The organism is Streptomyces sp. NPDC002004, from assembly GCF_053593975.1.
Window position 1 is genome coordinate 323,938 of the sequence record NZ_JBSFDP010000002.1, and the last position, 22,652, is coordinate 346,589.

20 protein-coding genes and 1 riboswitch are annotated in these 22,652 nt (G+C 72.8%); of the genes, 12 read left to right on the top strand and 8 right to left on the bottom strand.

Annotation, left to right across the window (positions count from 1 at the left end; translation table 11 throughout):
- Positions 1-15 precede the first annotated feature (15 nt).
- Entirely contained in the window at positions 16-1,203 is a 1,188-nt protein-coding gene (locus tag ACWCP6_RS04455) for a glutathionylspermidine synthase family protein (protein WP_450930815.1), read from the top strand.
- A 123-nt stretch (positions 1,204-1,326) separates the two neighbouring features.
- On the opposite strand, the gene rocD is transcribed toward ACWCP6_RS04455, so the two are convergent.
- Positions 1,327-2,553, bottom strand: a complete 1,227-nt coding sequence (gene rocD / locus ACWCP6_RS04460) for an ornithine--oxo-acid transaminase (RefSeq protein ID WP_450930816.1) — start codon at positions 2,551-2,553, stop codon at positions 1,327-1,329.
- A gap of 357 nt (positions 2,554-2,910) precedes the next feature.
- A riboswitch (ZMP/ZTP riboswitch) is annotated at positions 2,911-3,020 on the top strand.
- 33 nt (positions 3,021-3,053) lie between these two features.
- On the opposite strand from rocD, the gene ACWCP6_RS04465 reads away from it, so the two are divergent.
- The 3 genes from ACWCP6_RS04465 to ACWCP6_RS04475 all read left to right on the top strand — a co-directional run bounded on the left by ACWCP6_RS04465 (position 3,054) and on the right by ACWCP6_RS04475 (position 6,375).
- On the top strand, positions 3,054-4,502 hold the full coding sequence (locus ACWCP6_RS04465; protein WP_450930817.1) for a glycine hydroxymethyltransferase: 1,449 nt from the start codon (positions 3,054-3,056) through the stop codon (positions 4,500-4,502).
- 203 nt (positions 4,503-4,705) lie between these two features.
- Positions 4,706-5,719 (top strand): tryptophan--tRNA ligase, encoded by a 1,014-nt coding sequence (trpS, locus tag ACWCP6_RS04470; protein ID WP_450930818.1) that lies wholly within the window; start codon positions 4,706-4,708, stop codon positions 5,717-5,719.
- Between the two features lie 68 nt (positions 5,720-5,787).
- The gene (locus ACWCP6_RS04475; RefSeq protein WP_450930819.1) at positions 5,788-6,375 is read left to right on the top strand and encodes a 2'-5' RNA ligase family protein; all 588 of its coding nucleotides are present in this window, start codon (positions 5,788-5,790) and stop codon (positions 6,373-6,375) included.
- A 43-nt stretch (positions 6,376-6,418) separates the two neighbouring features.
- On the opposite strand, the gene ACWCP6_RS04480 is transcribed toward ACWCP6_RS04475, so the two are convergent.
- Together ACWCP6_RS04480 and ACWCP6_RS04485 are read right to left on the bottom strand one after the other, a co-directional pair.
- Positions 6,419-7,174: a decaprenylphospho-beta-D-erythro-pentofuranosid-2-ulose 2-reductase gene (locus tag ACWCP6_RS04480; RefSeq protein WP_450930820.1), complete on the bottom strand. Its 756-nt coding sequence runs from the start codon at positions 7,172-7,174 to the stop codon at positions 6,419-6,421.
- A 136-nt stretch (positions 7,175-7,310) separates the two neighbouring features.
- Positions 7,311-8,717: an FAD-binding protein gene (locus tag ACWCP6_RS04485; RefSeq protein WP_450930821.1), complete on the bottom strand. Its 1,407-nt coding sequence runs from the start codon at positions 8,715-8,717 to the stop codon at positions 7,311-7,313.
- 121 nt (positions 8,718-8,838) lie between these two features.
- On the opposite strand from ACWCP6_RS04485, the gene ACWCP6_RS04490 reads away from it, so the two are divergent.
- The 4 genes from ACWCP6_RS04490 to ACWCP6_RS04505 are packed head-to-tail and all read left to right on the top strand — an operon-like array spanning position 8,839 to position 11,852.
- A complete protein-coding gene (locus ACWCP6_RS04490; RefSeq protein ID WP_450930822.1) occupies positions 8,839-9,411 on the top strand; it encodes a phosphatase PAP2 family protein in 573 nt (190 codons plus the stop codon).
- The gene (locus tag ACWCP6_RS04495) at positions 9,404-10,363 is read left to right on the top strand and encodes a decaprenyl-phosphate phosphoribosyltransferase (RefSeq protein ID WP_450930823.1); all 960 of its coding nucleotides are present in this window, start codon (positions 9,404-9,406) and stop codon (positions 10,361-10,363) included. Before ACWCP6_RS04490 ends, ACWCP6_RS04495 begins: the two co-directional genes overlap by 8 nt.
- A gap of 11 nt (positions 10,364-10,374) precedes the next feature.
- Entirely contained in the window at positions 10,375-10,953 is a 579-nt protein-coding gene (locus ACWCP6_RS04500; protein WP_450931103.1) for a GtrA family protein, read from the top strand.
- Positions 10,941-11,852 carry a YihY/virulence factor BrkB family protein gene (locus ACWCP6_RS04505; protein WP_450930824.1) on the top strand — a complete coding sequence of 304 codons (912 nt, stop codon included), beginning with the start codon at positions 10,941-10,943 and terminating at the stop codon, positions 11,850-11,852. Before ACWCP6_RS04500 ends, ACWCP6_RS04505 begins: the two co-directional genes overlap by 13 nt.
- Positions 11,853-11,895: 43 nt before the next feature.
- Here ACWCP6_RS04505 and ACWCP6_RS04510 read toward each other — a convergent pair whose 3' ends face one another.
- Positions 11,896-13,137 carry a D-alanyl-D-alanine carboxypeptidase family protein gene (locus ACWCP6_RS04510; protein ID WP_450930825.1) on the bottom strand — a complete coding sequence of 414 codons (1,242 nt, stop codon included), beginning with the start codon at positions 13,135-13,137 and terminating at the stop codon, positions 11,896-11,898.
- 157 nt (positions 13,138-13,294) lie between these two features.
- On the opposite strand from ACWCP6_RS04510, the gene ACWCP6_RS04515 reads away from it, so the two are divergent.
- Positions 13,295-13,537 (top strand): SCO4848 family membrane protein, encoded by a 243-nt coding sequence (locus ACWCP6_RS04515; protein ID WP_450930826.1) that lies wholly within the window; start codon positions 13,295-13,297, stop codon positions 13,535-13,537.
- 234 nt (positions 13,538-13,771) lie between these two features.
- On the top strand, positions 13,772-15,088 hold the full coding sequence (locus ACWCP6_RS04520; RefSeq protein ID WP_450930827.1) for a metallophosphoesterase: 1,317 nt from the start codon (positions 13,772-13,774) through the stop codon (positions 15,086-15,088).
- A 76-nt stretch (positions 15,089-15,164) separates the two neighbouring features.
- On the opposite strand, the gene ACWCP6_RS04525 is transcribed toward ACWCP6_RS04520, so the two are convergent.
- On the bottom strand, positions 15,165-17,201 hold the full coding sequence (locus ACWCP6_RS04525; protein ID WP_450930828.1) for an N-acetylmuramoyl-L-alanine amidase: 2,037 nt from the start codon (positions 17,199-17,201) through the stop codon (positions 15,165-15,167).
- A gap of 591 nt (positions 17,202-17,792) precedes the next feature.
- On the opposite strand from ACWCP6_RS04525, the gene ACWCP6_RS04530 reads away from it, so the two are divergent.
- Positions 17,793-19,346 (top strand): ABC transporter substrate-binding protein, encoded by a 1,554-nt coding sequence (locus ACWCP6_RS04530; protein ID WP_450930829.1) that lies wholly within the window; start codon positions 17,793-17,795, stop codon positions 19,344-19,346.
- Here ACWCP6_RS04530 and ACWCP6_RS04535 read toward each other — a convergent pair.
- Positions 19,279-20,589 carry an MFS transporter gene (locus tag ACWCP6_RS04535; RefSeq protein WP_450930830.1) on the bottom strand — a complete coding sequence of 437 codons (1,311 nt, stop codon included), beginning with the start codon at positions 20,587-20,589 and terminating at the stop codon, positions 19,279-19,281. The genes ACWCP6_RS04530 and ACWCP6_RS04535 overlap by 68 nt on opposite strands.
- A gap of 89 nt (positions 20,590-20,678) precedes the next feature.
- On the opposite strand from ACWCP6_RS04535, the gene ACWCP6_RS04540 reads away from it, so the two are divergent.
- Positions 20,679-21,266, top strand: coding sequence for a MarR family winged helix-turn-helix transcriptional regulator (locus tag ACWCP6_RS04540; protein WP_450930831.1), 588 nt, complete (start codon positions 20,679-20,681; stop codon positions 21,264-21,266).
- Between the two features lie 36 nt (positions 21,267-21,302).
- Here ACWCP6_RS04540 and ACWCP6_RS04545 read toward each other — a convergent pair whose 3' ends face one another.
- The gene (locus tag ACWCP6_RS04545) at positions 21,303-22,013 is read right to left on the bottom strand and encodes a TetR family transcriptional regulator (RefSeq protein WP_450931104.1); all 711 of its coding nucleotides are present in this window, start codon (positions 22,011-22,013) and stop codon (positions 21,303-21,305) included.
- A gap of 122 nt (positions 22,014-22,135) precedes the next feature.
- Entirely contained in the window at positions 22,136-22,648 is a 513-nt protein-coding gene (locus ACWCP6_RS04550) for a thiol-disulfide oxidoreductase DCC family protein (protein ID WP_450930832.1), read from the bottom strand.
- Positions 22,649-22,652 lie beyond the last annotated feature (4 nt).

The window sequence follows — 22,652 nt, forward strand, 5'->3', positions numbered from 1 at the left end:
CCGGAGGACGAAGCCGTGGAACGCCGCACCACAGAGCCCCGGGACGACTGGCAGCGCACCGTCGAGGAGCAGGGTCTCGTCTACCCGCTGACCCGTTACCCGGACGACTCCCTGCGCCCCTACTGGGACGAGAGCGCCTACTACGTCTTCTCGCTGCCCGAGGTCGAGGCGCTGGAGGAGGTCGTCCAGGAACTGCACGTGATGTGCCTGGCCGCGGCCGGGCACATCGTCGAGCACGACCGGTTCGCGGACCTCGGCATCACCGACCCGCGCCTCGCCTCGCTGGTCGCCGAGGCCTGGCGGCGCCGCGCCGAACTCCCGTCCGTCTACGGCAGGTTCGACCTGCGCCACGACGGCCGGGGCGGCCCGGCGAAGCTGCTGGAGTACAACGCCGACACCCCCACGTCGCTCGTGGAGGCGGCGAGCCCCCAGTGGTTCTGGATGGAGGAACGATTCCCCGGAGCCGACCAGTGGAACTCGCTCCATGAACGCCTCGTCGCCGCGTGGAAGCGCCAGGCCGCGCTGCTCCCGCCCGGCAGCCCGCTGTACTTCGCGCACTCCTCCGACGACGTGCTCGGCGAGGACCTGATGACCGTTGCGTATCTGCGCGAGACCGCCGAACAGGCCGGGCTCGACACCGAGGCGATCTCGATGGAGGACATCGGCTGGGACCGGCTCTCCGGCCGCTTCGTCGACCGACAGCTCCGGTTCATCCGCAGCTGCTTCAAGCTCTACCCCTGGGAGTGGCTCACCACCGACCGCTTCGGCCGCCACGTCCTCGACACGCTCGACAACGGCGGCGGCACGGGTACGACGATGTGGATCGAGCCCGTCTGGAAGATGCTGCTGTCCAACAAGGCGCTCCTCGCGATCCTCTGGGAGCTGTACCCGGGCCACCCGAACCTGCTCCCCGCGTACCTCGACGGCCCCCGCGAGCTGGCCACGACGCGCGGGTACGTCGCCAAACCGCTGCTCGGCCGCGAGGGCGCCGGGGTGACCGTCCACGAACCGGGCGCCCCGGCCGTGCGCCGGGACGAGGCCTGCTGCTACCAGGAACTGGCCCCGCTGCCCGACTTCGACGGCAACCGGGTGGTGCTCGGCGCGTGGGTCGTCGAGGACGAGGCGGCGGGGCTCGGCATCCGGGAGTCGTCGGGGCTGGTCACGGACGAGTACGCCCGCTTCCTGCCCCACGTGATCCTCTAGGCCCGGTACCGGGCGCGACCCCGGGCCCCGGGCGACCCAGGGCCCGGGAGGCCGCCGAGCTCCCGGGCCGCGCCGGGCCGCCGGACGGGCGGGCGCGGACCTGCCCGGGAGCGCTGCGCTGGGCTAGCTCAGCACCGCCCTGAGCTGGTCCAGGCCCCAGTCCAGGTCCTCCTTGCTGATCACCAGCGGGGGCGCGATACGGATCGTCGAGCCGTGGGTGTCCTTCACCAGCACGCCCCGGGCCATCAGCTTCTCGGAGATCTCCCGGCCCGTGCCGTACGCCGGGTCGATGTCGACACCGGCCCACAGGCCCCGGCCGCGCACCTCCCGTACCGCGCTGCCCGGCCCGCCGGTGAGGAGCCGCAGCTCGTGGTGCAGGTGCTCGCCCAGCTCGGCGGCCCGCTGCTGGTACTCGCCGCTGCGCAGCATGGCGATCACCTCCAGCGCCACGGCACAGGCCAGCGGGTTCCCGCCGAACGTCGAACCGTGCTCGCCCGGCCGGTACACCCCCAGCACGTCGGCCCTCGACACCACCGCCGACACCGGCACCACACCACCGCCGAGCGCCTTGCCGAGCACGTACATGTCCGGCACCACGTCCTCGTGCTCGCACGCGAAGGTACGGCCGGTGCGGCCGAGACCCGACTGGATCTCGTCCGCGATGAACAGGACGTTCCGCTCGCGGGTCACCTCGCGCACCCCGGCGAGATAGCCGGCCGGCGGCACCAGTACGCCCGCCTCGCCCTGGATCGGCTCCAGCAGCACCGCGACGGTGTCGTCGGTGACCGCCGCGCGCAGCGCCGCCAGGTCGCCGTACGGCACGATCTCGAAGCCGGGCGTGTACGGACCGAAGTCGGCCCGCGCCTCCGGGTCCGTGGAGAAGCTGACGATCGTCGTGGTGCGCCCGTGGAAGTTGTCGGACGCGACGACGATCTTCGCCGCGCCGTCCGGCACGCCCTTGACCCGGTAGCCCCACTTCCGCGCCGTCTTCACGGCCGTCTCCACGGCCTCCGCGCCCGTGTTCATGGGCAGCACCATCTCCATGCCGCACAGCTCGGCGAGCTGCGTGCAGAAGTCCGCGAACCGGTCGTGGTGGAACGCCCGCGACGTCAGCGTGACCCGCTCCAGCTGCGCCTTCGCCGCGTCGATGAGACGGCGGTTGCCGTGGCCGAAGTTGAGCGCCGAGTAGCCGGCGAGCATGTCGAGGTACCGGCGCCCCTCGACGTCGGTCATCCAGGCGCCCTCCGCCGTCGCGACCACGACGGGCAGCGGGTGGTAGTTGTGGGCGCTGTGCGCCTCGGCGCCCGCGATCGCCCGGTCCGTCGCGTTCGTTGCATCCCTAGCAGACAACGGGATCTCCGTTCTGTGCCTCGTGGCCGCAGCGGGCAGGGTGGGACCCGGCCGCACGTCGGAAGTTCTGACTGACATGTATCGTCGCTCGCCAAACTGAATAGGTCACCAACAAAGGCAGCACCCATTCGGTCGGGAAGCCCTCTCACGCCACTGGTGGGGCGTCTTCCGGCCGCCCGAGGGGGCCCGGGTCCCGGCACGCGTCCGCCGCGGGCGCGCGATGTCGAACGCCCTCTCGAACGCCACGTCGAAGGCCGGTCGGACCCCGGGGCCGTGTCTCCCGCGGATCAGCCGGCTCCCCGTTCCGGCCGATCTTGCCGGGCACCACCTGGGCGGCCGAACCCTGCCGGTAGAGTGAGGGCGGACCGTGACTGGCGTGCTGGGATGGGAATGACCATCAGGGAGCGGTCCGCGCCGTGCCTTCGAGAAGGCGGGGCGATCCAGTGCCGCGCGCCTGGGCCGACCCGTGAGCCGTAGTGGAATCCGGAGGTCCCGCCATCATGTCCAGCACCCCTTCCTCCCGTGAGACCGACGCGTACCGCGCCGCACTCGACGTCGTCCGGGCCGTCGAGCCCCGTGTGGCCGACGCGATCGGCCAGGAACTCGCCGACCAGCGGGCCATGCTGAAGCTCATCGCCAGCGAGAACTACGCGTCCCCGGCCACCCTCCTGGCCATGGGCAACTGGATGAGCGACAAGTACGCCGAGGGCACCGTCGGCCGTCGCTTCTACGCCGGCTGCCGCAATGTCGACACCGTCGAGGCCCTCGCCGCCGAGCACGCCCGGGAGCTCTTCGGCGCCGCCCACGCCTATGTCCAGCCGCACTCCGGCATCGACGCCAACCTGGTCGCCTTCTGGGCCGTCCTCGCGCAGCGCGTCGAGGCCCCGGCCCTGGAGCGGGCGGGCGTGCGCAACGTCAACGACCTCACCGAGGCCGACTGGGCCGAGCTGCGCAGCGCCCTCGGCAACCAGCGCATGCTCGGCATGTCCCTGGACGCGGGCGGCCACCTCACGCACGGCTTCCGGCCCAATATCTCCGGCAAGATGTTCGAGCAGCGGTCCTACGGCACCGACCCGGCCACCGGCCTCCTGGACTACGACGCGCTGCGCGCGACGGCCCGCGAGTTCCGCCCGATGATCATCGTCGCCGGCTACTCCGCGTACCCGCGCCTGGTGAACTTCCGGATCATGCGGGAGATCGCCGACGAGGTGGGCGCGACCCTGATGGTCGACATGGCGCACTTCGCGGGCCTGGTCGCCGGCAAGGTGCTGACCGGCGACTTCGACCCGGTGCCGCACGCCCAGATCGTCACGACCACCACGCACAAGTCGCTGCGCGGCCCGCGCGGCGGCATGGTGCTGTGCGACGCGTCCCTCAAGGACCAGGTCGACCGGGGCTGCCCGATGGTGCTCGGCGGCCCGCTGCCGCACGTCATGGCCGCCAAGGCGGTCGCGTTCGCCGAGGCCCGCCGCCCCGAGTTCCGCGACTACGCGCAGGCGATCGTGGACAACTCGCGCGCCCTCGCCGAGGGGCTGATGCGGCGCGGCGCGACCCTGGTCACCGGCGGCACCGACAACCACCTGAACCTGATCGACGTGGCGAGCTCCTACGGCCTCACCGGGCGCCAGGCCGAGGCCGCGCTCCTGGATTCCGGCGTCGTCACCAACCGCAACGCGATCCCGCAGGACCCGAACGGCGCCTGGTACACCTCGGGCATCCGGATCGGCACCCCCGCGCTCACCACCCGTGGTCTCGGCACCGCCGAGATGGACGAGATCGCCGCCATGATCGACCGGGTGCTGACGGCGACGGAGCCCGGTACGACCCCGAAGGGCACCCCGTCGAAGGCCCAGCACACGCTGGACGCGAAGGTCGCCGACGAGATCTCCCGGCGCGCGTCCGACCTGCTGGACGGCTTCCCGCTCTACCCGGGCATCGACCTCGCCTGACCGTCCGCACCGCACCTGCCGCACCGAACACGCCGGCGGCCCGGCACAGCCCGGGCCGCTGGCGTGCGTCCGGCGCCGGGACGGAGCGGCCGCGGCGCGGCGGGGGCAGGCCCGGCCCCTCCGGTACCCGTCGTGAAGATCGGTTCCGAAGCTGTGGACGATCCGTTCCCGAGCTGTCGCGCGCACCTGAGAGAATGGTGAGCATGGCTTCTGACAGTCCCCGCGTGCTCTCCGGAATCCAGCCCACCGCGGGCTCGTTCCACCTCGGCAACTACCTCGGTGCGGTCCGCCAGTGGGTGGCCCTGCAGGAAACCCACGACGCCTTCTACATGGTGGTCGACCTGCACGCGATCACGGTGCCGCAGGACCCGAAGGAGCTGCGGGCCAACACCCGGCTCGCCGCGGCCCAGCTGCTCGCCGCCGGACTCGACCCGGACCGCTGCACCCTGTTCGTCCAGAGCCATGTCCCCGAGCACGCGCAGCTCGCCTGGGTGATGAACTGCTTCACCGGTTTCGGCGAGGCCTCCCGCATGACCCAGTTCAAGGACAAGTCGGCCAAGCAGGGCGCCGACCGCGCGAGCGTCGGCCTTTTCACCTACCCGGTCCTCCAGGTCGCGGACATCCTGCTCTACCAGGCCGACCAGGTCCCGGTGGGCGAGGACCAGCGCCAGCACATCGAGCTCACGCGGGACCTCGCCGAGCGGTTCAACGGCCGCTTCGGGCAGACGTTCACGGTCCCGTCGCCGTACATCCTCAAGGAGACGGCGAAGATCTACGACCTCCAGGACCCGTCGATCAAGATGAGCAAGTCGGCATCCACGCCGAAGGGCCTGATCAACCTCCTCGACGAGCCGAAGACCACCGCCAAGAAGGTGAAGAGCGCGGTCACCGACACCGACACGGTGATCCGCTACGACGCCGCGGAGAAGCCCGGCGTCAGCAATCTGCTGACCATCTACTCCACGCTCACCGGGCTCGGAATCCCGGAACTGGAGGAGAAGTACACCGGCAAGGGCTACGGTGCGCTCAAGACGGACCTCGCCGAGGTCATGGTCGAGTTCGTGACCCCGTTCCGGGAGCGTACGCAGCAGTACATGGACGACCCGGAGACCCTCGACTCGATCCTGGCCAAGGGCGCCGAGAAGGCGCGCGCCGTCGCCGCGGAGACCCTCTCCCAGGCGTACGACAGGGTGGGCTTCCTGCCCGCCAAGCACTGAGCTCCAGCCACGGGAAGCAGCACCACCAGAAGCCACCCCTGCCACAACACGGACGACGGGAGTACGACGTGGGGACCGTAACGATCGGTGTGTCGATCGCGGTCCCGGAGCCTCACGGCAGCCTGCTCCAGGAGCGGCGTGCGGGCTTCGGCGACGCCGCGGCGCACGGTATCCCCACCCACGTCACGCTGCTGCCGCCGACCGAGATCGAGGCGTCCGAGCTGCCCGCCGTCGAGGCGCATCTCGTGCGGGTGGCCGGGGCGGGGCGCCCCTTCCCGATGCGGCTGTCCGGGACCGGTACCTTCCGGCCGCTCTCGCCGGTCGTGTACGTCCGGGTCGTCGAGGGCGCGGCGGAGTGCACACGGCTCCAGCAGCGGGTCCGGGACGACTCCGGGCCCGTCACCCGCGAGCTGCAGTTCCCGTACCACCCGCACGTGACCGTCGCGCACGGCATCGACGAGGCGGCGATGGACCGGGCGTACGAGGAGCTGGCGCAGTATGAGGCCGCCTGGCCCTGCACCGGCTTCGCGCTGTACGAGCAGGGTGCCGACGGGGTGTGGCGCAAGCTGCGCGAGTTCGTCTTCGGCGGGCCGACCGTCCCGGCGCAGGCGTCGGCACCGGAGGAACAGAGCACCACGCTGCCGTCGCCCCGCTGAGCGGCGCCGCCCGTGCGCCCGGCGCCGCACGGGCGGCCCGGCCTCACACCGGCAGGCGCCGGAAGACCGTCCGCGGCACGTGCCGCAGCGCCGACATGACCACGCGCAGCGCGCCCGGCACCCACACCGTCTCGGAGCGGCGGCGCAGACCCGTCTCGATGGCCGCCGCCACCGCGTCGGGGGTGGTCGCGAGCGGCACCTCGGCCAGGCCCGCGGTCATCCTGGAGCGGACGAAGCCGGGACGTACGACCATCACGTGCACCCCGGTGCCGTGCAGGGCGTCGCCGAGGCCCTGGGCGAACGCGTCGAGGCCGGCCTTGCTCGACCCGTAGATGAAGTTGGAGCGGCGCGCCCGCTCGCCCGCCACCGACGACAGCACCACCAGGGAGCCGTGACCCTGCCCCTGGAGCGCCTTCGCGCAGACCAGGCCCGCCGAGACCGCCCCCGTGTAGTTGGTCTGGGCGACGCGCACCGCCGATCCCGGGTCCGACTCGTCCCGTGCCTGGTCGCCGAGGACGCCGAAGGCGAGCAGCACCATGTCGACGTCCCCGTCCGCGAAGACCTTGCCGAGGACCTCCTCGTGCGCCTCGGTGTCCAGCGCGTCGAAGGCGACGGTGCGGGCGTCGGCGCCCAGGGACCTGAGATGTTCGGCGGCCGCCTCCAGCGCGGGCGAGGGCCGTCCGGCGAGCCACACCGTGCGGGTGCGGCGGGCGACGAGACGGCGCGCCGTGGCCAGCGCGATCTCGGAGGTCCCGCCGAGGACGAGCAGGGACTGGGGGGTACCGAAGGCGTCCTTCATGAGTGCCGGCTCCTAGCGGGTGTCGTGCGGATCGGGTCGGACCAGCGAGCGGATGCCCAGGGGGTGTCCTGCCGATCAGGCCGGGCTCGCGGGGCTTGGCAGGCTCCCTGATCCGGCATGGTCGACGAGACACCCCCTAGAGGGCGAGACGGCGGGACAGGTCCGAGGTGAACGTGCCGTGCGGGTCCAGTTCCGCGCGCAGGGCGCGGAAGTCGGCGAGGCGCGGGTACATCGGGGCGAGCAGTTCCGGGCGCAGCCGCGCGTCCTTCGCGAGGTAGACCCGTCCGTCGGCGGCGGCGACCTCCTCGTCCAGCTCGTCGAGGAAGGCGCCGAGCCCCGGCAGGTTCGCCGGGATGTCCAGGGCCAGGGTCCAGCCCGGCATCGGGAAGGACAGCCACCCCGGATCGCCGTCCCCGAACCGCTTCAGCACCGCGAGGAAGGAGGGGCAGCGGCGCTCCGAGATACGGGCCACGATCCGGCGCAGCGCCTCCTCCTTGCCGTACCCGACGACGAACTGGTACTGCACGAAGCCGCTGCGCCCGTACACGCGGTTCCAGTGCGGGACGCCGTCCAGCGGGTGGAAGAACGTGGACAGCCTCTGCAGTTCCCCGGTGCGGCACTTGGGGGCCTTGCGGTACCAGAGCTCGTTGAACAGCCCCACCGTGCGGCGCCCGAGCAGCCCTTCGGGGACGTACCGGGGCGCGGCCGGCAGCCGCCCGGGCCGGAAGGCCAGCGGGTCCCGGCGGGCGCGCGGCCCCAGCGCGTCCAGCGGGGCGTGGTCGCCACGGGTCAGCACCGAGCGCCCCATCGACGTACCGCGGGCGAGGAGATCGATCCAGGCGACCGAGTAGCGGTAGCGGTGGTCGGTGGCGGTCAGACGGGCCATCAGGTCGTCGAGGTCCGCGGCCCGTTCGGTGTCGACGGTCATCAGGGACGTCTCGACGGGCTGGAGGCGGACCGTGGCGGTGAGGATGATCCCCGTCAGGCCCATGCCGCCGGCCGTCGCGTCGAAGAGCGGGGTGCCGGGCTCGATGCCGCGCACCTCGCCGTCGGCCGTCAGCAGCTCCATCGCGAGGACATGCCGCGCGAACGACCCCGACCCGTGGTGGTTCTTGCCGTGGATGTCCGCGCCGATCGCCCCGCCGACGGTCACATAGCGGGTGCCGGGCGTCACCGGCACGAACCAGCCGAGCGGCAGCAGCACCTCCATCAGCCGGTGCAGGCTGACGCCCGCGTCGCACAGCACCGTGCCGGCGGCCACGTCGATGGCGTGGATGCGGTCGAGGCCGGTCATGTCGAGCACGGCGCCGCCCGCGTTCTGCGCGGCGTCCCCGTACGCACGGCCGAGACCCCGGGCGATGCCGCCGCGCCGCCCCGGGCCCGCGCAGGCGCGCACGGCGGCGACCGCCTCCTCGTAGCTGCGGGGCCGGACGACCAGCGCGGCCGTCGGGGCGGTGCGGCCCCAGCCGGTGACGGGGACGGGGAGGGACTCGGGAACGGGACCGGAATCGGGAGCAGGGGGAGCGGACTGCGCGGGAGGCATGACCGCGACCGTATCGCCCCGCCCATGACGTTTGTCGAATATGGAGTAGTGCTCACCGAAATGGCCGATTCAGGGAGTGTCGTTCAATACGGTCGCAATTAATCGGATGTTGCGTAGAGCTATGTATGAGCACCTGCACGACATGGACCACCGGTTGGTGTCGGCGCTGCGCGACTGCGGCACGGACCCGCGGGTGGCGCGCGCTGCGCGCGTCCTGTCCTGGACCGGTGAACACGGCGCGCTCTGGCTCGCCGCGGGGCTCGCCGGAGCCGCCGTCGACCGTGAGCGGCGCGCCGGCTGGCTGCGCGGCACGGCCCTGACCGCCGCCGCCCATCTGGCGAGCATGGGCGTCAAGCGCCTCGTGCGCCGACCGCGTCCCGGGCATGTCGAGCCGCTGGTCCGCACGGCGGGCCGGCACTCCTTCCCCAGCTCGCACGCCACGTCGGCGGCGGCCGCGGCCGTCGCGTACGGCGCCCTGCGCCCGGCCGGCGCCCGCCTCGTGCCGCCGGTAGCCGCCGCGATGTGCGTCGCCCGTCTGGTCGTCGGCGTCCACTACCCCACGGATGTGGCCGCGGGTGCCGCTCTCGGCGCGCTCACGGCCCGCGTCGGCGCGCGGTGGATGCGGGCGCCCGCGGCCACGGCGGAAACGGCGGCGAGTGCCGCGGCGACGCTCCGGAGCGCCGCCCATGCCTGAGCGCACCGTACTTGTCGCCCCCCGCGCCGGTGACCGCTCCGGCGGTGTCCCCTCCCGCCCCGCACACGGACGGCTCGCCCTCCCGCTCGGCCTGCTGAAGACCGCCCGCCCCCGTCAGTGGGTGAAGAACTCCCTGGTCGTGGCCGCCCCGGCGGCGGCCGGTGATCTGTTCACCCGTGTGGCGCTCGAGCAACTCGCCGTCGTCTTCGCCCTGTTCACGGCCGCCGCGTCCGCCGTGTACCTGATCAACGACGCGCGTGACGCCGCCGCCGACCGCGCCCACCCGGTCAAGTGCCGCCGTCCGGTGGCCGCGGGGCAGGTCCCGGTCTCCGTCGCGTACACCGTCGGCGGCCTGCTCGCCGTCCTCGCGCCCACCGCGGCAGCGGTGCTGTGCACCCCACTCACCTCGGTGCTGCTGACCGCGTACGTCGTCATGCAGCTCGCGTACTGCCTCAGCCTCAAACACGTCCTCGTCGTGGACCTGGCCGTCGTGACCACCGGCTTTCTGATGCGGGCGATGATCGGCGGCCTCGCGCTGGGCATCCCGCTGTCGCGCTGGTTCCTCATCACCACCGGCTTCGGCGCGCTGTTCATGGTCTCCGCCAAGCGCTACTCGGAGGCCGTCCAGATGGCGGGCCACGGCGGCGCGACCCGGGCCCTGCTCACCGAGTACACCACCGGCTACCTCCGGTTCGTCTGGCAGCTCGCGGCCGGGGTCGCCGTGCTCGGCTACTGCCTGTGGGCGCTGGAGGGCGGCGGGCACAGCGGCGCGATGCTGCCGTGGCGTCAGCTGTCCATGGTCGCGTTCATCCTCGCGGTCCTGCGCTACGCCGTCTTCGCCGACCGGGGCTCGGCGGGCGAGCCGGAGGACGTGGTGCTGCACGACCGGGCACTCGCGTTCATCGGCCTGATCTGGCTGGCGATGTACGGGCTCGCGGTCGCGGGCTGGTGACCGGCGCCGTCGTGCGGCTGCGGTCGCTGGGGGCGGCGGCCGCGGCCCGGCTGCGGTCGCTCGGTCCTGAGCTCGCCGGCTTCGCCACCGCCGGGATCTGTGCCTACGCGGCCGACCTCGGGCTCTTCGTCTGGCTGCGCGGACCGGCCGGGCTCGACCCGATCACCGCCAAGTCGCTGTCGTTCGTGGCCGGGTGCACGGTCGCGTACACGGGCAACGCCCTCGGGACGTACCGCGGCCGTGCGGCGGCGCAGCCGGAGAGCCGGCTGCGCCGGTACGGCGTCTTCCTCGCCGTGAACGTCGCGGGCGCCCTGGTCCAGCTGCTGTGCATCGGCGTGTCCCACTACGGCCTAGGCCTCACCTCGCAGCGCGCGGACACGGTCTCCGGCGCGGGGGTCGGCATGGCCCTGGCGACGGTGCTGCGCTTCTGGGGCACGCGCACCCTGGTCTTCGGCGCACCGAAGGCGGGCGGGGCCGTGACGCCGGGGACGAGTGGCATCGCGGCGCCCGGTCCGGGTGGCATCGCGGCGCCGGGCACGGCGGGGATCGCCGCCCCGATCGGGGGCAGGGACACACCATGGACTGGCTGAAGAAACTGCCCGTCGTGGGGCCGCTCGTCACCCGGCTGATGACCACGCACGCCTGGAAGGCGTACGAGCGGCTGGACGAGGTGAAGTGGACCAGGCTCGCCGCGGCGATGACCTTCATCAGCTTTCTGTCGCTCTTCCCGCTGCTCACCGTCGCCGCCGCGGTCGCCGCCGCCACCCTCGGCGCCGAGGGCCAGCGCAAGCTCCAGGACAAGCTCGCCGAGCAGGTGCCCGGCATCGCCGACCAGCTCGACATCGGGGCGCTCGTCGCCAATGCCGCCACCATCGGCGTCATCGCCGCCGCGGTGCTGCTGCTCACCGGCATCAGCTGGGTGGGTTCCATGCGGGAGTGCCTGCGCACCGTGTGGAGGCTGCCCGACAGCGAGGGGAACCCGCTCCTGCGCAAGGTGAAGGACGCCGGGATCCTCGCCGGGCTCGGCTGTGCGGGGCTCGCGTCGTTCTTCGCCTCGGCGCTCGCGTCGTCCGCGGTCGGCTGGACGGCGGACCGGCTCGGCATCGACCGGGCGGGCTGGGGCGGCGTACTGCTCCAGGTGGCGGCCTTCGCGGTGGCCGTCCTCGCGGACGTCCTGATCCTGCTGTACGTCCTGACGCTGCTGCCCGGCGTCCAGCCGACCCGGCGGTCGCTGCTGACCGCCGGCCTGATGGGCGCGGCCGGGTTCGAGCTGCTGAAGATGCTGCTCGGCGGCTACATCAGGGGGGTCGCGGCGAAGAGCATGTACGGCGCGTTCGGGGTGCCCGTCGCGCTGCTGCTGTGGATCAACTTCACCGCGAAGCTGCTCCTGTACTGCGCCGGATGGACGGCGACGGGGCCGGGTGCGGCGCAACGGACGGCCGAGGCCGCCGGGGACGACGGCGCCGCTCCCGAGCCCACGGGCTCCTGAGCCGCCCGGCCGGTGGCTCGGCCCGTCGTCCCCGGATTCCGCGTCAGCCCCGGTGACGGCGCCGCGGCCAGCGGCGGTTGACCAGGAAGGCGCCGCCCGCGAGGAGCACGAGCACGCCGCCCGTGATGGCGGCGGCGACGCCCATCCCGCCGGACCCGTGGCCGGCGGCCTGCGAGGCGCCCGAGGTGCCGCTCTCGGAGGACTTGCTCCCGTGGTTGCCCTTGCCGCCGCTCCCGGCGTTCGTCCGCGCGCTCTTCGGCGGCACCAGCTCACCCACCGGGGTGACCTTCCCGGCCGCCTTGAAGCCCCAGTCGAGCAGCCGTCCGGCCTCCCGGTAGACCTCGTCGTGCACCGGCTCGGACGGGTTCATCACGGTGACCAGCAGCACCCTGCCGTTGCGCTCGGCGACCCCGGTGAAGGTGGCACCCGCGTTCGTCGTGTTGCCGTTCTTCACGCCCGCGATGCCCTTGTAGGGGGAGAGCCCGTAGTCGCCGCTGAGCAGCCGGTTGGTGTTCTGGATCTCGAAGGTCGGGCGCTTCTTGCCCTTCTTCGCCTCGCCCGGGAACTGCGCGCGCACCGTCGAGCAGTACTCGCGGAAGTCCTTCTTCTGGAGCCCGGAGCGCGCGAACAGCGTCAGGTCGTACGCCGACGAGACCTGCCTCGGCATGTCGTAGCCGTCCGGGCTGACGACATGGGTGTCGAGGGCCTGGAGTTCGTCGGCGTGCGCCTGCATGTCCTTGACCGTCTGCGGGACCCCGCCGTTCATCGCCGACAGCACGTGCACGGCATCGTTGCCGGACCGCAGGAACACCCCGAGCCACAGGTCGTGGACGCTGTAGGACTGGCCCTCCTGGATCCCGACGAGGCTGGAGCCGACGCCCATGCCCGCCAGGTCGGAGGGCTCCACCTTGTGCTCGGTGGTCTTCGGGAACTTCGGCAGCACGGTGTCCGCGAACAGCATCTTCATCGTGCTCGCCGGGGGCAGCCTCCAGTGCGCGTTGTGCGCGGCGAGGATCTCGCCCGACTCGGCGTCGGCGACGATCCAGGAACGGGCGCTGAGGTCCTTCTCCTTCGGCAGCACCGGGGCGCCCGCCCCGAGCTGGACCTGGGTGCCGGGCCGGCCCAGCCGGGTGCCGCCGACCGTCGACATCGAGGTCGGGGGGTGCGCCTTGTCCTTGCCCGGCTCGCCGTCCGCGAGCGCGGGCGCTGCGGCCGAGAGGGACAACAGGGCGGCGGAGGCGGCCATGGCGGTGGTCATGGCGGCGATCTTCGTCAACGCGGGCACGGACGAGAACGTACAGGCAGCCGTCGGGGACGAGGACGCCGAGGTGGCATGTGTCACTTCGCCCCCACCTCGGCGGCCGTGACCCCGCTCACCCCGGGGGCTGTGACTGTCCCCACCCTGGCGTCGGTCACGGGAGAGGGGCCCTGATACTGAACGTATGAAGCTCAGCCGCCCCGTCTCCTGGTTCCTGCTCGCCTTCGGGGTGTGGAGCTGGGTCATTTGGGTCACTTTCGTCAAAAACCTCTGGAAGGACGGCAGCGGGCTCGCCTTCGACGACGCCGGCGACCCCACCGCGTACTTCTGGGTCCACCTGACGCTCGCCGTCGTGTCCTTTGTCTTGGGGACGGTCATCGGCGTCATCGGGTTGCGCGGACTGCGCGCACTGCGCCGAACCTCATAGGGGCCTCATCGCCCGGTGCCGCACGCGGCGTTGGCAGACCTCCGCGGACGGTGTCCGTCCTCGCCTCCGCACGCCGCGTACGTACGCCTCCGCACGTCGTGGGCGCCCGTGCGCCGGACGCCGGGGACAATCGGCGCCGGGCGCCATGTCCGCGCCGCGGCGCACGGGCGCCGGGGCCCGCGCCCGGTCCCGCAGTCCGATTCCGTAGCCGGTCCCGAACGGGGGAGCAGCCCAGTGGTCGTCGTCGTGGTCCTCGTCGTGCTCGTCGTCCTGGTGACGGTCGCCGCGCTGCACTTCTACGTGTGGCGCCGCCTGGTGCGCGACACCACGGCGGGGCCGGGCCCGCTGCGCCGCGCGGGCACGGCCGTCTTCGTCGCCGGACCGCTGCTGATGATCGGCGCCCTGGTGACCGAGCGCGTCGGCGCGCCGTTCTGGCTCCAGCGGACACTGGCCTGGCCGGGGTTCCTCTGGCTCGCCCTCGCCCTCTACCTCCTGCTGGGGGTGCTCGCGGGCGAGTTCGTGCGCCCCGTGCTGCGACGCTGGACGGAGCGGCGCGGCGAGCCGCTGCGCAGCCCGGCCGCCGTGCGGGAGCCGAGCCTGGTGCCGGCGCAGGCGCCGGTCCGGGGGGAGGCCATCGGTACGCAGGGGACCTCCGTGGTGGAGGCCCCCGTGCTCGACGAGCCGTCACCGGCCGCACCTCCGGCCCCCGCGCCCGTGGCGACGGCCCCCACCCGCCGTCTCTTCGTCTCCCGGGTGGTCGGCGGCACCGTCGCGGCCGCCGCGCTCGGCACCGTCGGCTACGGCACCTACGGCGTCCTGCGCGGCCCGCAGGTCAAACGCGTGACCGTCCCGCTGGCCAAACTGCCGCGCTCGGCGCACGGATTCCGTATCGCGGTCGTCAGCGACATCCATCTGGGCCCGGTCCTCGGCCGGAGCTTCACCCAGAAGGTCGTCGACACCATCAACGCCACCCAGCCCGATCTGATCGCGGTCGTCGGCGATCTGGTCGACGGCAGCGTGCACGACCTCGGCCCGGCGGCGGAGCCCCTCTCCCGGCTCCGCTCACGCCACGGCGCCTACTTCGTCACCGGCAACCACGAGTACTACTCGGGCGCCGCGCAGTGGGTCGAGCACGTGCGCGAACTGGGCCTGCACCCGCTGGAGAACGCCCGCGTCGAGATGGGCGCCTTCGACCTGGCGGGCGTCAACGACGTGGCCGGCGCACGCGAGGCCCACGGCCCCGACTTCGACAGGGCGCTCGGCGACCGGGACCGCTCCCGCGCCTCCGTCCTCCTCGCCCACCAGCCCGTCGTGATCCACGACGCCGTACTCCACGGCGTCGACCTCCAGCTCTCCGGTCACACCCACGGCGGCCAGCTCTGGCCCGGCAACTACGTGGCCGAACTCGTCAACCCCACGGTCGCCGGCCTGGAGCGCTACGGCGACACCCAGCTGTACGTCACCCGCGGCGCCGGAGCCTGGGGCCCACCGGTCCGGGTGGGCGCCCCGTCCGACATCACGGTCGTGGAACTGGCGTCGAAGCAGGCCTGAGCAGGCCCGAGGGCGCTCCGCCGGTCGGGGACCGGGCCGGAGCGCCCTCGGGGCGGAGGAGTGCCTCCTCGTCGGATCACTGTCCGGCGCGCACCACGTCCACGTCGTCTGCGCGGACGAAGGCGAGCCGGTGTCCGAACTGGATCTCGTAGTAGAGGGTCCTTCCCTTCACGAAGCGGTCCGGGGAGACGCTGTCGAAGTTCGACGGGTCGAAGTACGCACCGGTCGTGCTGCCCTGGGTCGCGTACCGCTGGCCCGCGGGGAGCGCGTAGGGGAGCGGTTCGTCGGGCTGGACGGGGACGCCCGCCGGGTACGCCGACGCCTCCGGGTTGGCCCGTCCGAAGACCGGTATGTCGGTCAGTCCGGGCTTCGGGGTCACCATCAGGCCGGTGGCACCGACGGCCGTCGGGTGCGACGCCGGGTTCTTGAACCACGCCTTCTGGCCCAGGTACCAGATGGCGGTCCAGTCACCGCGGCGCTCGGCGACCGCGTACATCTGGCCGGTGGACACCCGCGATCCCATGTCGTTGACGTCGATCGTGGAGTCCTCGCCGTCGGGGCGCTTGCCCGCGTCCCGTACGAGCGGGGCCTTCTCGCTCGGCTCGCTGTACAGGCGCACCGCGCTGGAGCCGTGCGGTGCGCACGGCTTGCCGCTCTCGGTGCAGCCGGTGAACTCCGGCCGGTTCGTGGCGAAGTCCGGCAGGACGGTCACCAGGTCGCTGTGCGGCCCGGCCGTGGCGCGCAGCGGCGCCCCGAGCAGGTCGAAGTAGTGCCGCCAGTCCCAGTACGGTCCCGGGTCCTCGTGCATCTCGGGGATGCTCGCGGGCACCGGTCCGGGCACGTTGTCATGCCCGAAGATGTGCTGCCGGTCCAGCGGTATGCCGTACTTCTTGGCCAGGTACTGCACCAGACGGGCCGACGACCGGTACATCTGTTCCGTGTACCAGGTGTTCGGCTGCGCGAGGAAGCCCTCGTGCTCGATGCCTATCGACCGGGCGTTGATGAACTGGTTGCCGGAGTGCCAGGCCACGTCCTTCGTCTTCACGTGCTGCGTTATGTGCCCGTCGCTGGAGCGGACCGTGTAGTGCCAGGACACCTCGGACGGGTCCTGCACCGTCTGGAGCATGGAGCTGCGGGTGGCCTCGGTGTCGTGGATGACGATGTAGTCGATGTTCTGGTCCTCGGGGCGGTCGGCCACGTCGTGGTTGCCGTACTGGTCGTCGCCGAACTCCACGTGCGGGGAGGCGATCCAGTCGCACGCCAGCGTCGCCGGGCACTCGGCGCCGCTCCTGGCGTTGTTCCTGGCATTGGCCTCGAGGTCGGTCGGGGCCTCACCCACGGCCCCGCTCGCGGCGCCGCTTCCGGGCGTTGCGGATTTCGGCAGGTCGGCCCGCACCTGCGCCGCATCGGGCCGCACACCGGGGCTCGCGGCGAGGGTCACCCGCTGCCCGGCGTCCGTGGTGCGGTGCGCCCCGTCGCGGATCACCTCGAAGACGTCGTTCGCGTACGTCGCCGCGGTACCGCTGTCGGACGAACCCGAGAAGCGCGCCACCGCGCCCCACCATTCGCCCGGCTCGGAGCTGAGCGGCCTGCCGAGCTGCCGCTGCGCCGCCGCCAGCAGTGCGGCGCCTCCGCGTACGTTCGCGGCGGCATCCGTGCGGAGCCGGCTCGCCGGGATCCCGGTCAGCCCGGCCGCCTTCTCCAGGGTGGTCAGCTGTTCGGGGAAGGCGCCCTTGGTCTCCGGCGCGCCTGCCGTCACCGTGAGCGGCCGTGCCGCATCGTGGGCGGTGCCGTCGTGGGGTGCCCCGGCCAGGGCCGCGCGTGCGTCGGTGAGGTGCATCGGCCCGTAGCCGCCGATGACGCTCGGGGCACCGGCGTGCGCGTCCCACCGGGACTCCATGTACGAGACGCCCAGCAGCACGCTCTGCGGCACCCGGTACTGGGCCGCGGCGTCCGCGAAGACGCGCTGCAGCAGGGTGGCGGAGGCCGCTTGCGGGCTGCCCACCGGCCCGGCGCTCAGCAGCGGTATCAGCAGCGCGGCGGACGCGGTCACGCGTGCCGTCCGGTGCAGACATCTCGCGGCTGGGGCGCGGTCGGTGACAGGTCCTCGCATGCGGGGCCTCCACTGGGGGTCGGGTGCGGGCGGGTGCGACGGGCACACGCGGGCAGCACGGATTCGGCTCCGGCGGCTCCCCGACGGTCCGCCGAACGGGGCCGGCGGACGGGAGTTGTCCCGTCGACGGCCACTTCCCGTACGTTCTCGCGGCTCGCGCGCCGGGGCCTGCCGAGCGTCACCGGCGCGGACCAATATCCCGTCCGGCGCCACCCGGTCGGCGGGCCGTCGGCCACGCCCGGCCCAGTGCCGGGCTCCTCCGGCCGGGTGACGGATCGTCCGCGCGCCGCGTGTCGGCGCCCGGACCGGCGCTTCCGCTCCCTCGCGCAGGGGCTCGGGGGCGGCGCTCGCACTCGTTCGCACGCAGTCGCAGTCGCAGTCGCAGTCGCAGTCGCAGTCGCAGTCGCAGTCGCCGAGGTCGCTGTCGCCGTTGCTGTCGCTGTCGCCGCAGGTGGTTCGCATCGCGGTCCGGGCTCCGCTCCCGTCGGCGCCGCCGCTCGAAACAGGCCCGAAATCTGCGTACTTCTCTCCCTCTTCCCCCACCCGAAACACCTGTGGTTGAGTGATCGCCGTCACTGGGGAGGGACGCCGATGCGATCGGTTCGCATGCGGATCATCGTGACGTTGATGGTGCTGGTCGCCGCGGGGGTCGGGGGCTGGCAGCTGTTACCGTCGCGCGAGAACACCGACCGGACCATTCGGGTGGGGACGACGGACGACGTCACTTCGCTCGATCCGGCGGGGGCCTACGACGCGGGGTCCTGGGCGCTGTACAGCAATGTGTTCCAGTCACTGCTGACGTTCGGCCCGGGCGGCACGGCGCCCGTACCGGACGCGGCCCGCGACTGCCGCTTCCTCGGCAGCGGACTGCGCACCTACCGCTGCCATCTGCGGACGGGCCTGACCTTTCCGAGCGGGCGCGCGGTGACCGCGGAGGACGTCAAGTACTCCTTCGACCGGGTGAAGCGGATCAACTCGGACGTGGGACCCGCCACGCTGCTCTCCACGCTGAAGCACGTGGACGCCGACCACCGCACCGTCACGTTCCATCTGTCGGCGTCGGACGCCACGTTCCCGTTCAAGGTCGCCACGGGAGCCGGCTCGATCGTGGACCGTACGGCGTATCCGGCGGACTCGCTGCGCACCGTCGACGGCGTCGACGGCACCGGACCGTACGTCCTGAAGCGGTACACGAAGGGCGGCAGCGCCGAGCTCGCGCCCAACTCCCGCTACCGGGGCGCGGTCGAGGACCGGGGGCGCCCGGTGGTGCTGCGCTACTACAAGGACGGTCCCCAGCTGGCGGCCGCCTGGAGGACGCACAAGGTGGATGTGGCGGCGCGTCAGCTGCCACCGGCGGAGCTGGCCGGGCTGAACCCGGCCGACGCGGACACCCGGTACACGGAGACGGACAGCGCCGAGACCCGGAACCTCGTGCTCAACGTCCGGCCGGGCTCGCCGCTGCACGATGTGCGGGTGCGCCAGGCGATCGCCGCGGTGATCGACCGCGAACGGCTCGTCTCGACGACCTATCAGGGCACCGTCGACGCGCTCTACTCGGTGGTGCCGCGGGGCATCACCGGACACACGACGTCGTTCTTCGACCGCTACTCGGAGCCCGACCGGGCCCGCGCCCGCACCCTGCTCCGGCTGGCCGGCGTACGGACGCCGGTGAGCTTCCAGTACGCCTACTCGCGCGGCGCCGCGTCCGCGCAGGAGGCCGCCGAGATCAAGCGGCAGCTGGAGGCCACGGGGCTGTTCAGGGTGCGGACGCGGTACTACGAATGGACGGACTTCCAGAAGAAGTGGGCCGACGGGAAGCTCGACGCCTACGCCGTCGGCTGGGTCCCCGACTTCCCCGACCCGGACACGTTCCTCTCACCGCTCATCGGCACCCGCTCCAGCATGAAGAACGGCTACAGCAGCGCCGAGGTCGACCGGCTGATCGCGAGCACGCAGCAGTACGAGGACCGCGGCCGCACGGCCACCGACCTGCGCCGCATCCAGGAGGACGTGGCGCGGGACGTGCCGCTGATCCCGCTGTGGCAGCGCAAGGAGTACGTCCTCAGCAGCGAGGACGTCACGGGCTGTCAGTATCTGTCCGACGGGACGGGCGTGTTCCGGCTGTGGCGGCTGGGGTGGATCTGACCCGCCGGGCCGCTGGTCCGGCCTTGTCCGTCGTGGCCCCGTCCGGTGCGCCGAACCGGCGCACCCCCGGGACCGCCACGGTGCCCACGCACGCCGCCGCCACGGCGAGCGCGGCGGCCCACAGCGGCGCGCTGGTGCCCCAGGCGTCGGCCGCGAGCGGCGCCAGCACATAGCCGAGCGGCATCGCGCCGAGGGACAGCAGCCAGTCGTACGAGGTGACGCGGGCCAGCACCCGGGGCGGGATCGCCGACTGCACGGAGGTGTCCCAGACCGGGCCGAGGAATCCGAGGCCACCCTGGGCGATGCCGTACGCGGCGATCACGGCGGGCGCGGGAGCGTGCGCCGCGAGCAGCCCCAGTGGCAGCGCATACGTGGCCAGGCCCAGGTTGGCGACCAGGATCGGGCGGCGCGGGCGGGCCCGGCCGGCGAGCAGTGAGCCGAGCAGGAGCCCGATCGCGCCCGCCTGGAGGATCGCCAGCCATGCCTTCTCGCCGCCCAGATGGCGCACGGCGACCGCCGGGCCGAGGGTCGTCATGACCGCCGCCGCACCGTTCCACGAGGCGTGCGCGACGAGGCTCGTCCAGTACCAGTCGCGGGACCGCACCTCGCGCCAGCCCTCGACGAGATCGCTCCGCAGCGACGGCCGTTCGGCGGCTTCCCGGGGGACGGGGGAGACCCTGATCACCGCGAGCAGCGCGGCGCTCACCGCGAACGACGCGGCGTCCAGCACGAAGGCCCAGCCCGGCCCCACGGTGAGGATCAGCAGTCCGGCGAGCGCGGGCCCGCCCAGGGCGGTGCCGCTGCGGACCACGCCCAGCGCGGAGTTGGCGGCGTGCCGGTTGCTCTCGTCGACGGTGCCGGTGATCAGCCGTGGCAATGTCGGCATGGCGAAGGCGGAGGCCGCGCCGCCGATCGCCTCGGCCACCGCGATCTGGGCCAGGTCCGGGGTGCCGCCGAGGAGCCGGGTCCCGACGTACAGCTGGGTCGCACAGCGGATCAGGTCGGTGACGAGGGCGACCGTGCGGGCGTCGAAGCGGTCGCCGGCCACCCCGCCGAGGGGCAGCAGCACCAGTCGGGGCACCATCGCGCAGCCCAGCACCAGGGCGAGCGCGGAGGCGGAGCCGGTTGCGCGCAGCACGGCCGGGGCGAGGGCGGCGGGCACGACCGAGTCGCCGACGAGGGACAGGGTGCGGCCGACGAAGAGCAGCCGGAACGGGCGGTTGCGCAGGAGCGGTGGGGACATGATCGCCAATATATTTCGGCAACGAATTATTCGTCAACGAAATATCTGGGGTCGAACCACTCCGGTGGGCCGGAAGTAGGCTGAGCGCCATGAGAGATGCCGCCTCCGAGTCGCACGGCCCCGGGCCGCGGGCCCCCGAACCGCAGGCGCCGGAGCCGGACGCCGCTCCGGCGCACGACTGGACCGACGAACACGTGGCGCGCTGGCTGCCGGTGCTGCCCGACCTCGACCCGGACGTCGAGGGCGCAGTCACACGTATGAAGAAGCTGTCGGTGCATCTGCGCCGGGTGCGGGAGCAGTCACTGGCCGACTTCGACCTGGAGCGCCACGAGTTCGACACGCTGCACAAGCTCGCGGGCCGCGGCGGCAAGGCGGCCCCGTCCGAACTCGCCGCCGATCTGGACCTCGCCCCCGCGTCCGTCACCGGGCGCCTGGACGTCCTGGAACGCCGGGGCTTCGTACGCCGCACGCCGTCCAGGGCCGACCGGCGACGGGTGGACGTGGAGCTGACGAAGGAGGGCCGGGCGACCTGGCTCGGGGCGATGGACGTGCTGGGGCACGAGGAGGACCGGCTGCTCGGTGTCCTGTCGAAGGACGAGCGCGGACAGCTCAACGAGATGCTCCGGCGCATCATGGTCGTGGCGGAGCGGGACGGCGGGGCGGGCTGGCAGGCCTGACGGGGACTTGGCGGATCCACCAATCCCCCTCGGGACTTACTCGCCCCCGCCCGGCTCCTCCGTCCGGCCGCCCCGCTTTCCGGCCCCGCCCGACGCGCGGCGCCCGGTCTGCGAGGTGCGCCCGCGCCCCTCGGTCATCCCGGGCAGGAAGTCCGTGAACAGCTCGTGCACCTCACGGACGAGCGGGCGCAGCACCCGGAACCTGGCGAGGGCCACACCGCGCGTGGTGAGCCGGGCTCCGCGCTCGGCCAGCTTGCGACTGCGCTGCCGCCCCTCCGACCGGTCGAAGACCCAGAAGAGCACGAGACCCATCTGGGACAGCCACATCAACTCGGGAAGGATGTCCTTGAGTTCGTCCGGCACCTTCGCCTTGGCGCCGGCCAGCACCTCGCGGTGGACGTCGATCGCCGCCTCGCGCGCGTGCTCGGACTCCGGCGAGAAGGGGCTGAGCGGGCTCTCCGGGTCCGCCGCGTTCTTGAAGAACTGCGCGGCGAACTCGTGGTAAGGCGCCGCGATGTCCAGCCACACCGTCAGGACCCCGGCCAGACGTGCCTCCAGGTCGGTCTCCCGGTCCAGCACCGGCCGGACCGCGGCCTGGTGTTCGGCGGCGATCCGGTCGTAGAACCCCTGGATCAGGTGTTCCTTGCCGTCGAAGTAGTAGTAGGCGTTGCCGACCGAGACCCCGGCCTCCTTGGCGATGGCCCGCATCGTGGTCTTGTCGTAGCCACGCTCCTGGAACAGGCGCATCGCCGTCTCCAGGATCAGGGTGCGGGTCTGCTCGCTCTTCGCAGGCTTGGCCCCGCCCGCGAGCTCCTCGGGGTCGGCGGGCACTGAGGGTTCTTTCGGTTCTGCTGGCACGGTTCCAGAGCCTAAGTGGTGCAGCGGCCGGAGTCGCACACGGCTCCGGGGGCGTAGGACCAGCCCGACGCCGGGTCGTACGTCCATCCGTCGGCCCTGCGGTAGACGCCCCCGCCCCAGCCGGTGGCCCGGGCCTGGAGCTGCGCACCGCGCCACCTGGCCGCCGCGAGGACGGCGCCCCTCGCGAGCCGCGCCCCCGCCGGGGTGCTCAGGCGGTGGGCGGTCGGCCGGTGTTCGCGCAGTGCCCAGAGGCACACCACCCAGGCTGCGGGCCCCCGGTACACCTGGCCCGCGTCGCCGATCACGGTGATCTCGGCGAGCGAGGCGGCGTGGTCCAGCTCCGGGTACCGGTGCCGGGCATCGGCCGAGCCGGCCGGCAGCAGCTCCAGCGGCACCAGTTGGGGCTGGCGCACCAGCCAGTCCCGCAGGAAGGTGCAGAGCGGGCACTCGGCGTCGTACAGGACGGTGAGCCGGCGGACCGGGGCCCCCGTGGCGCCCCGGTCCGCCGTCGCGGTCGTGGTCACCGCG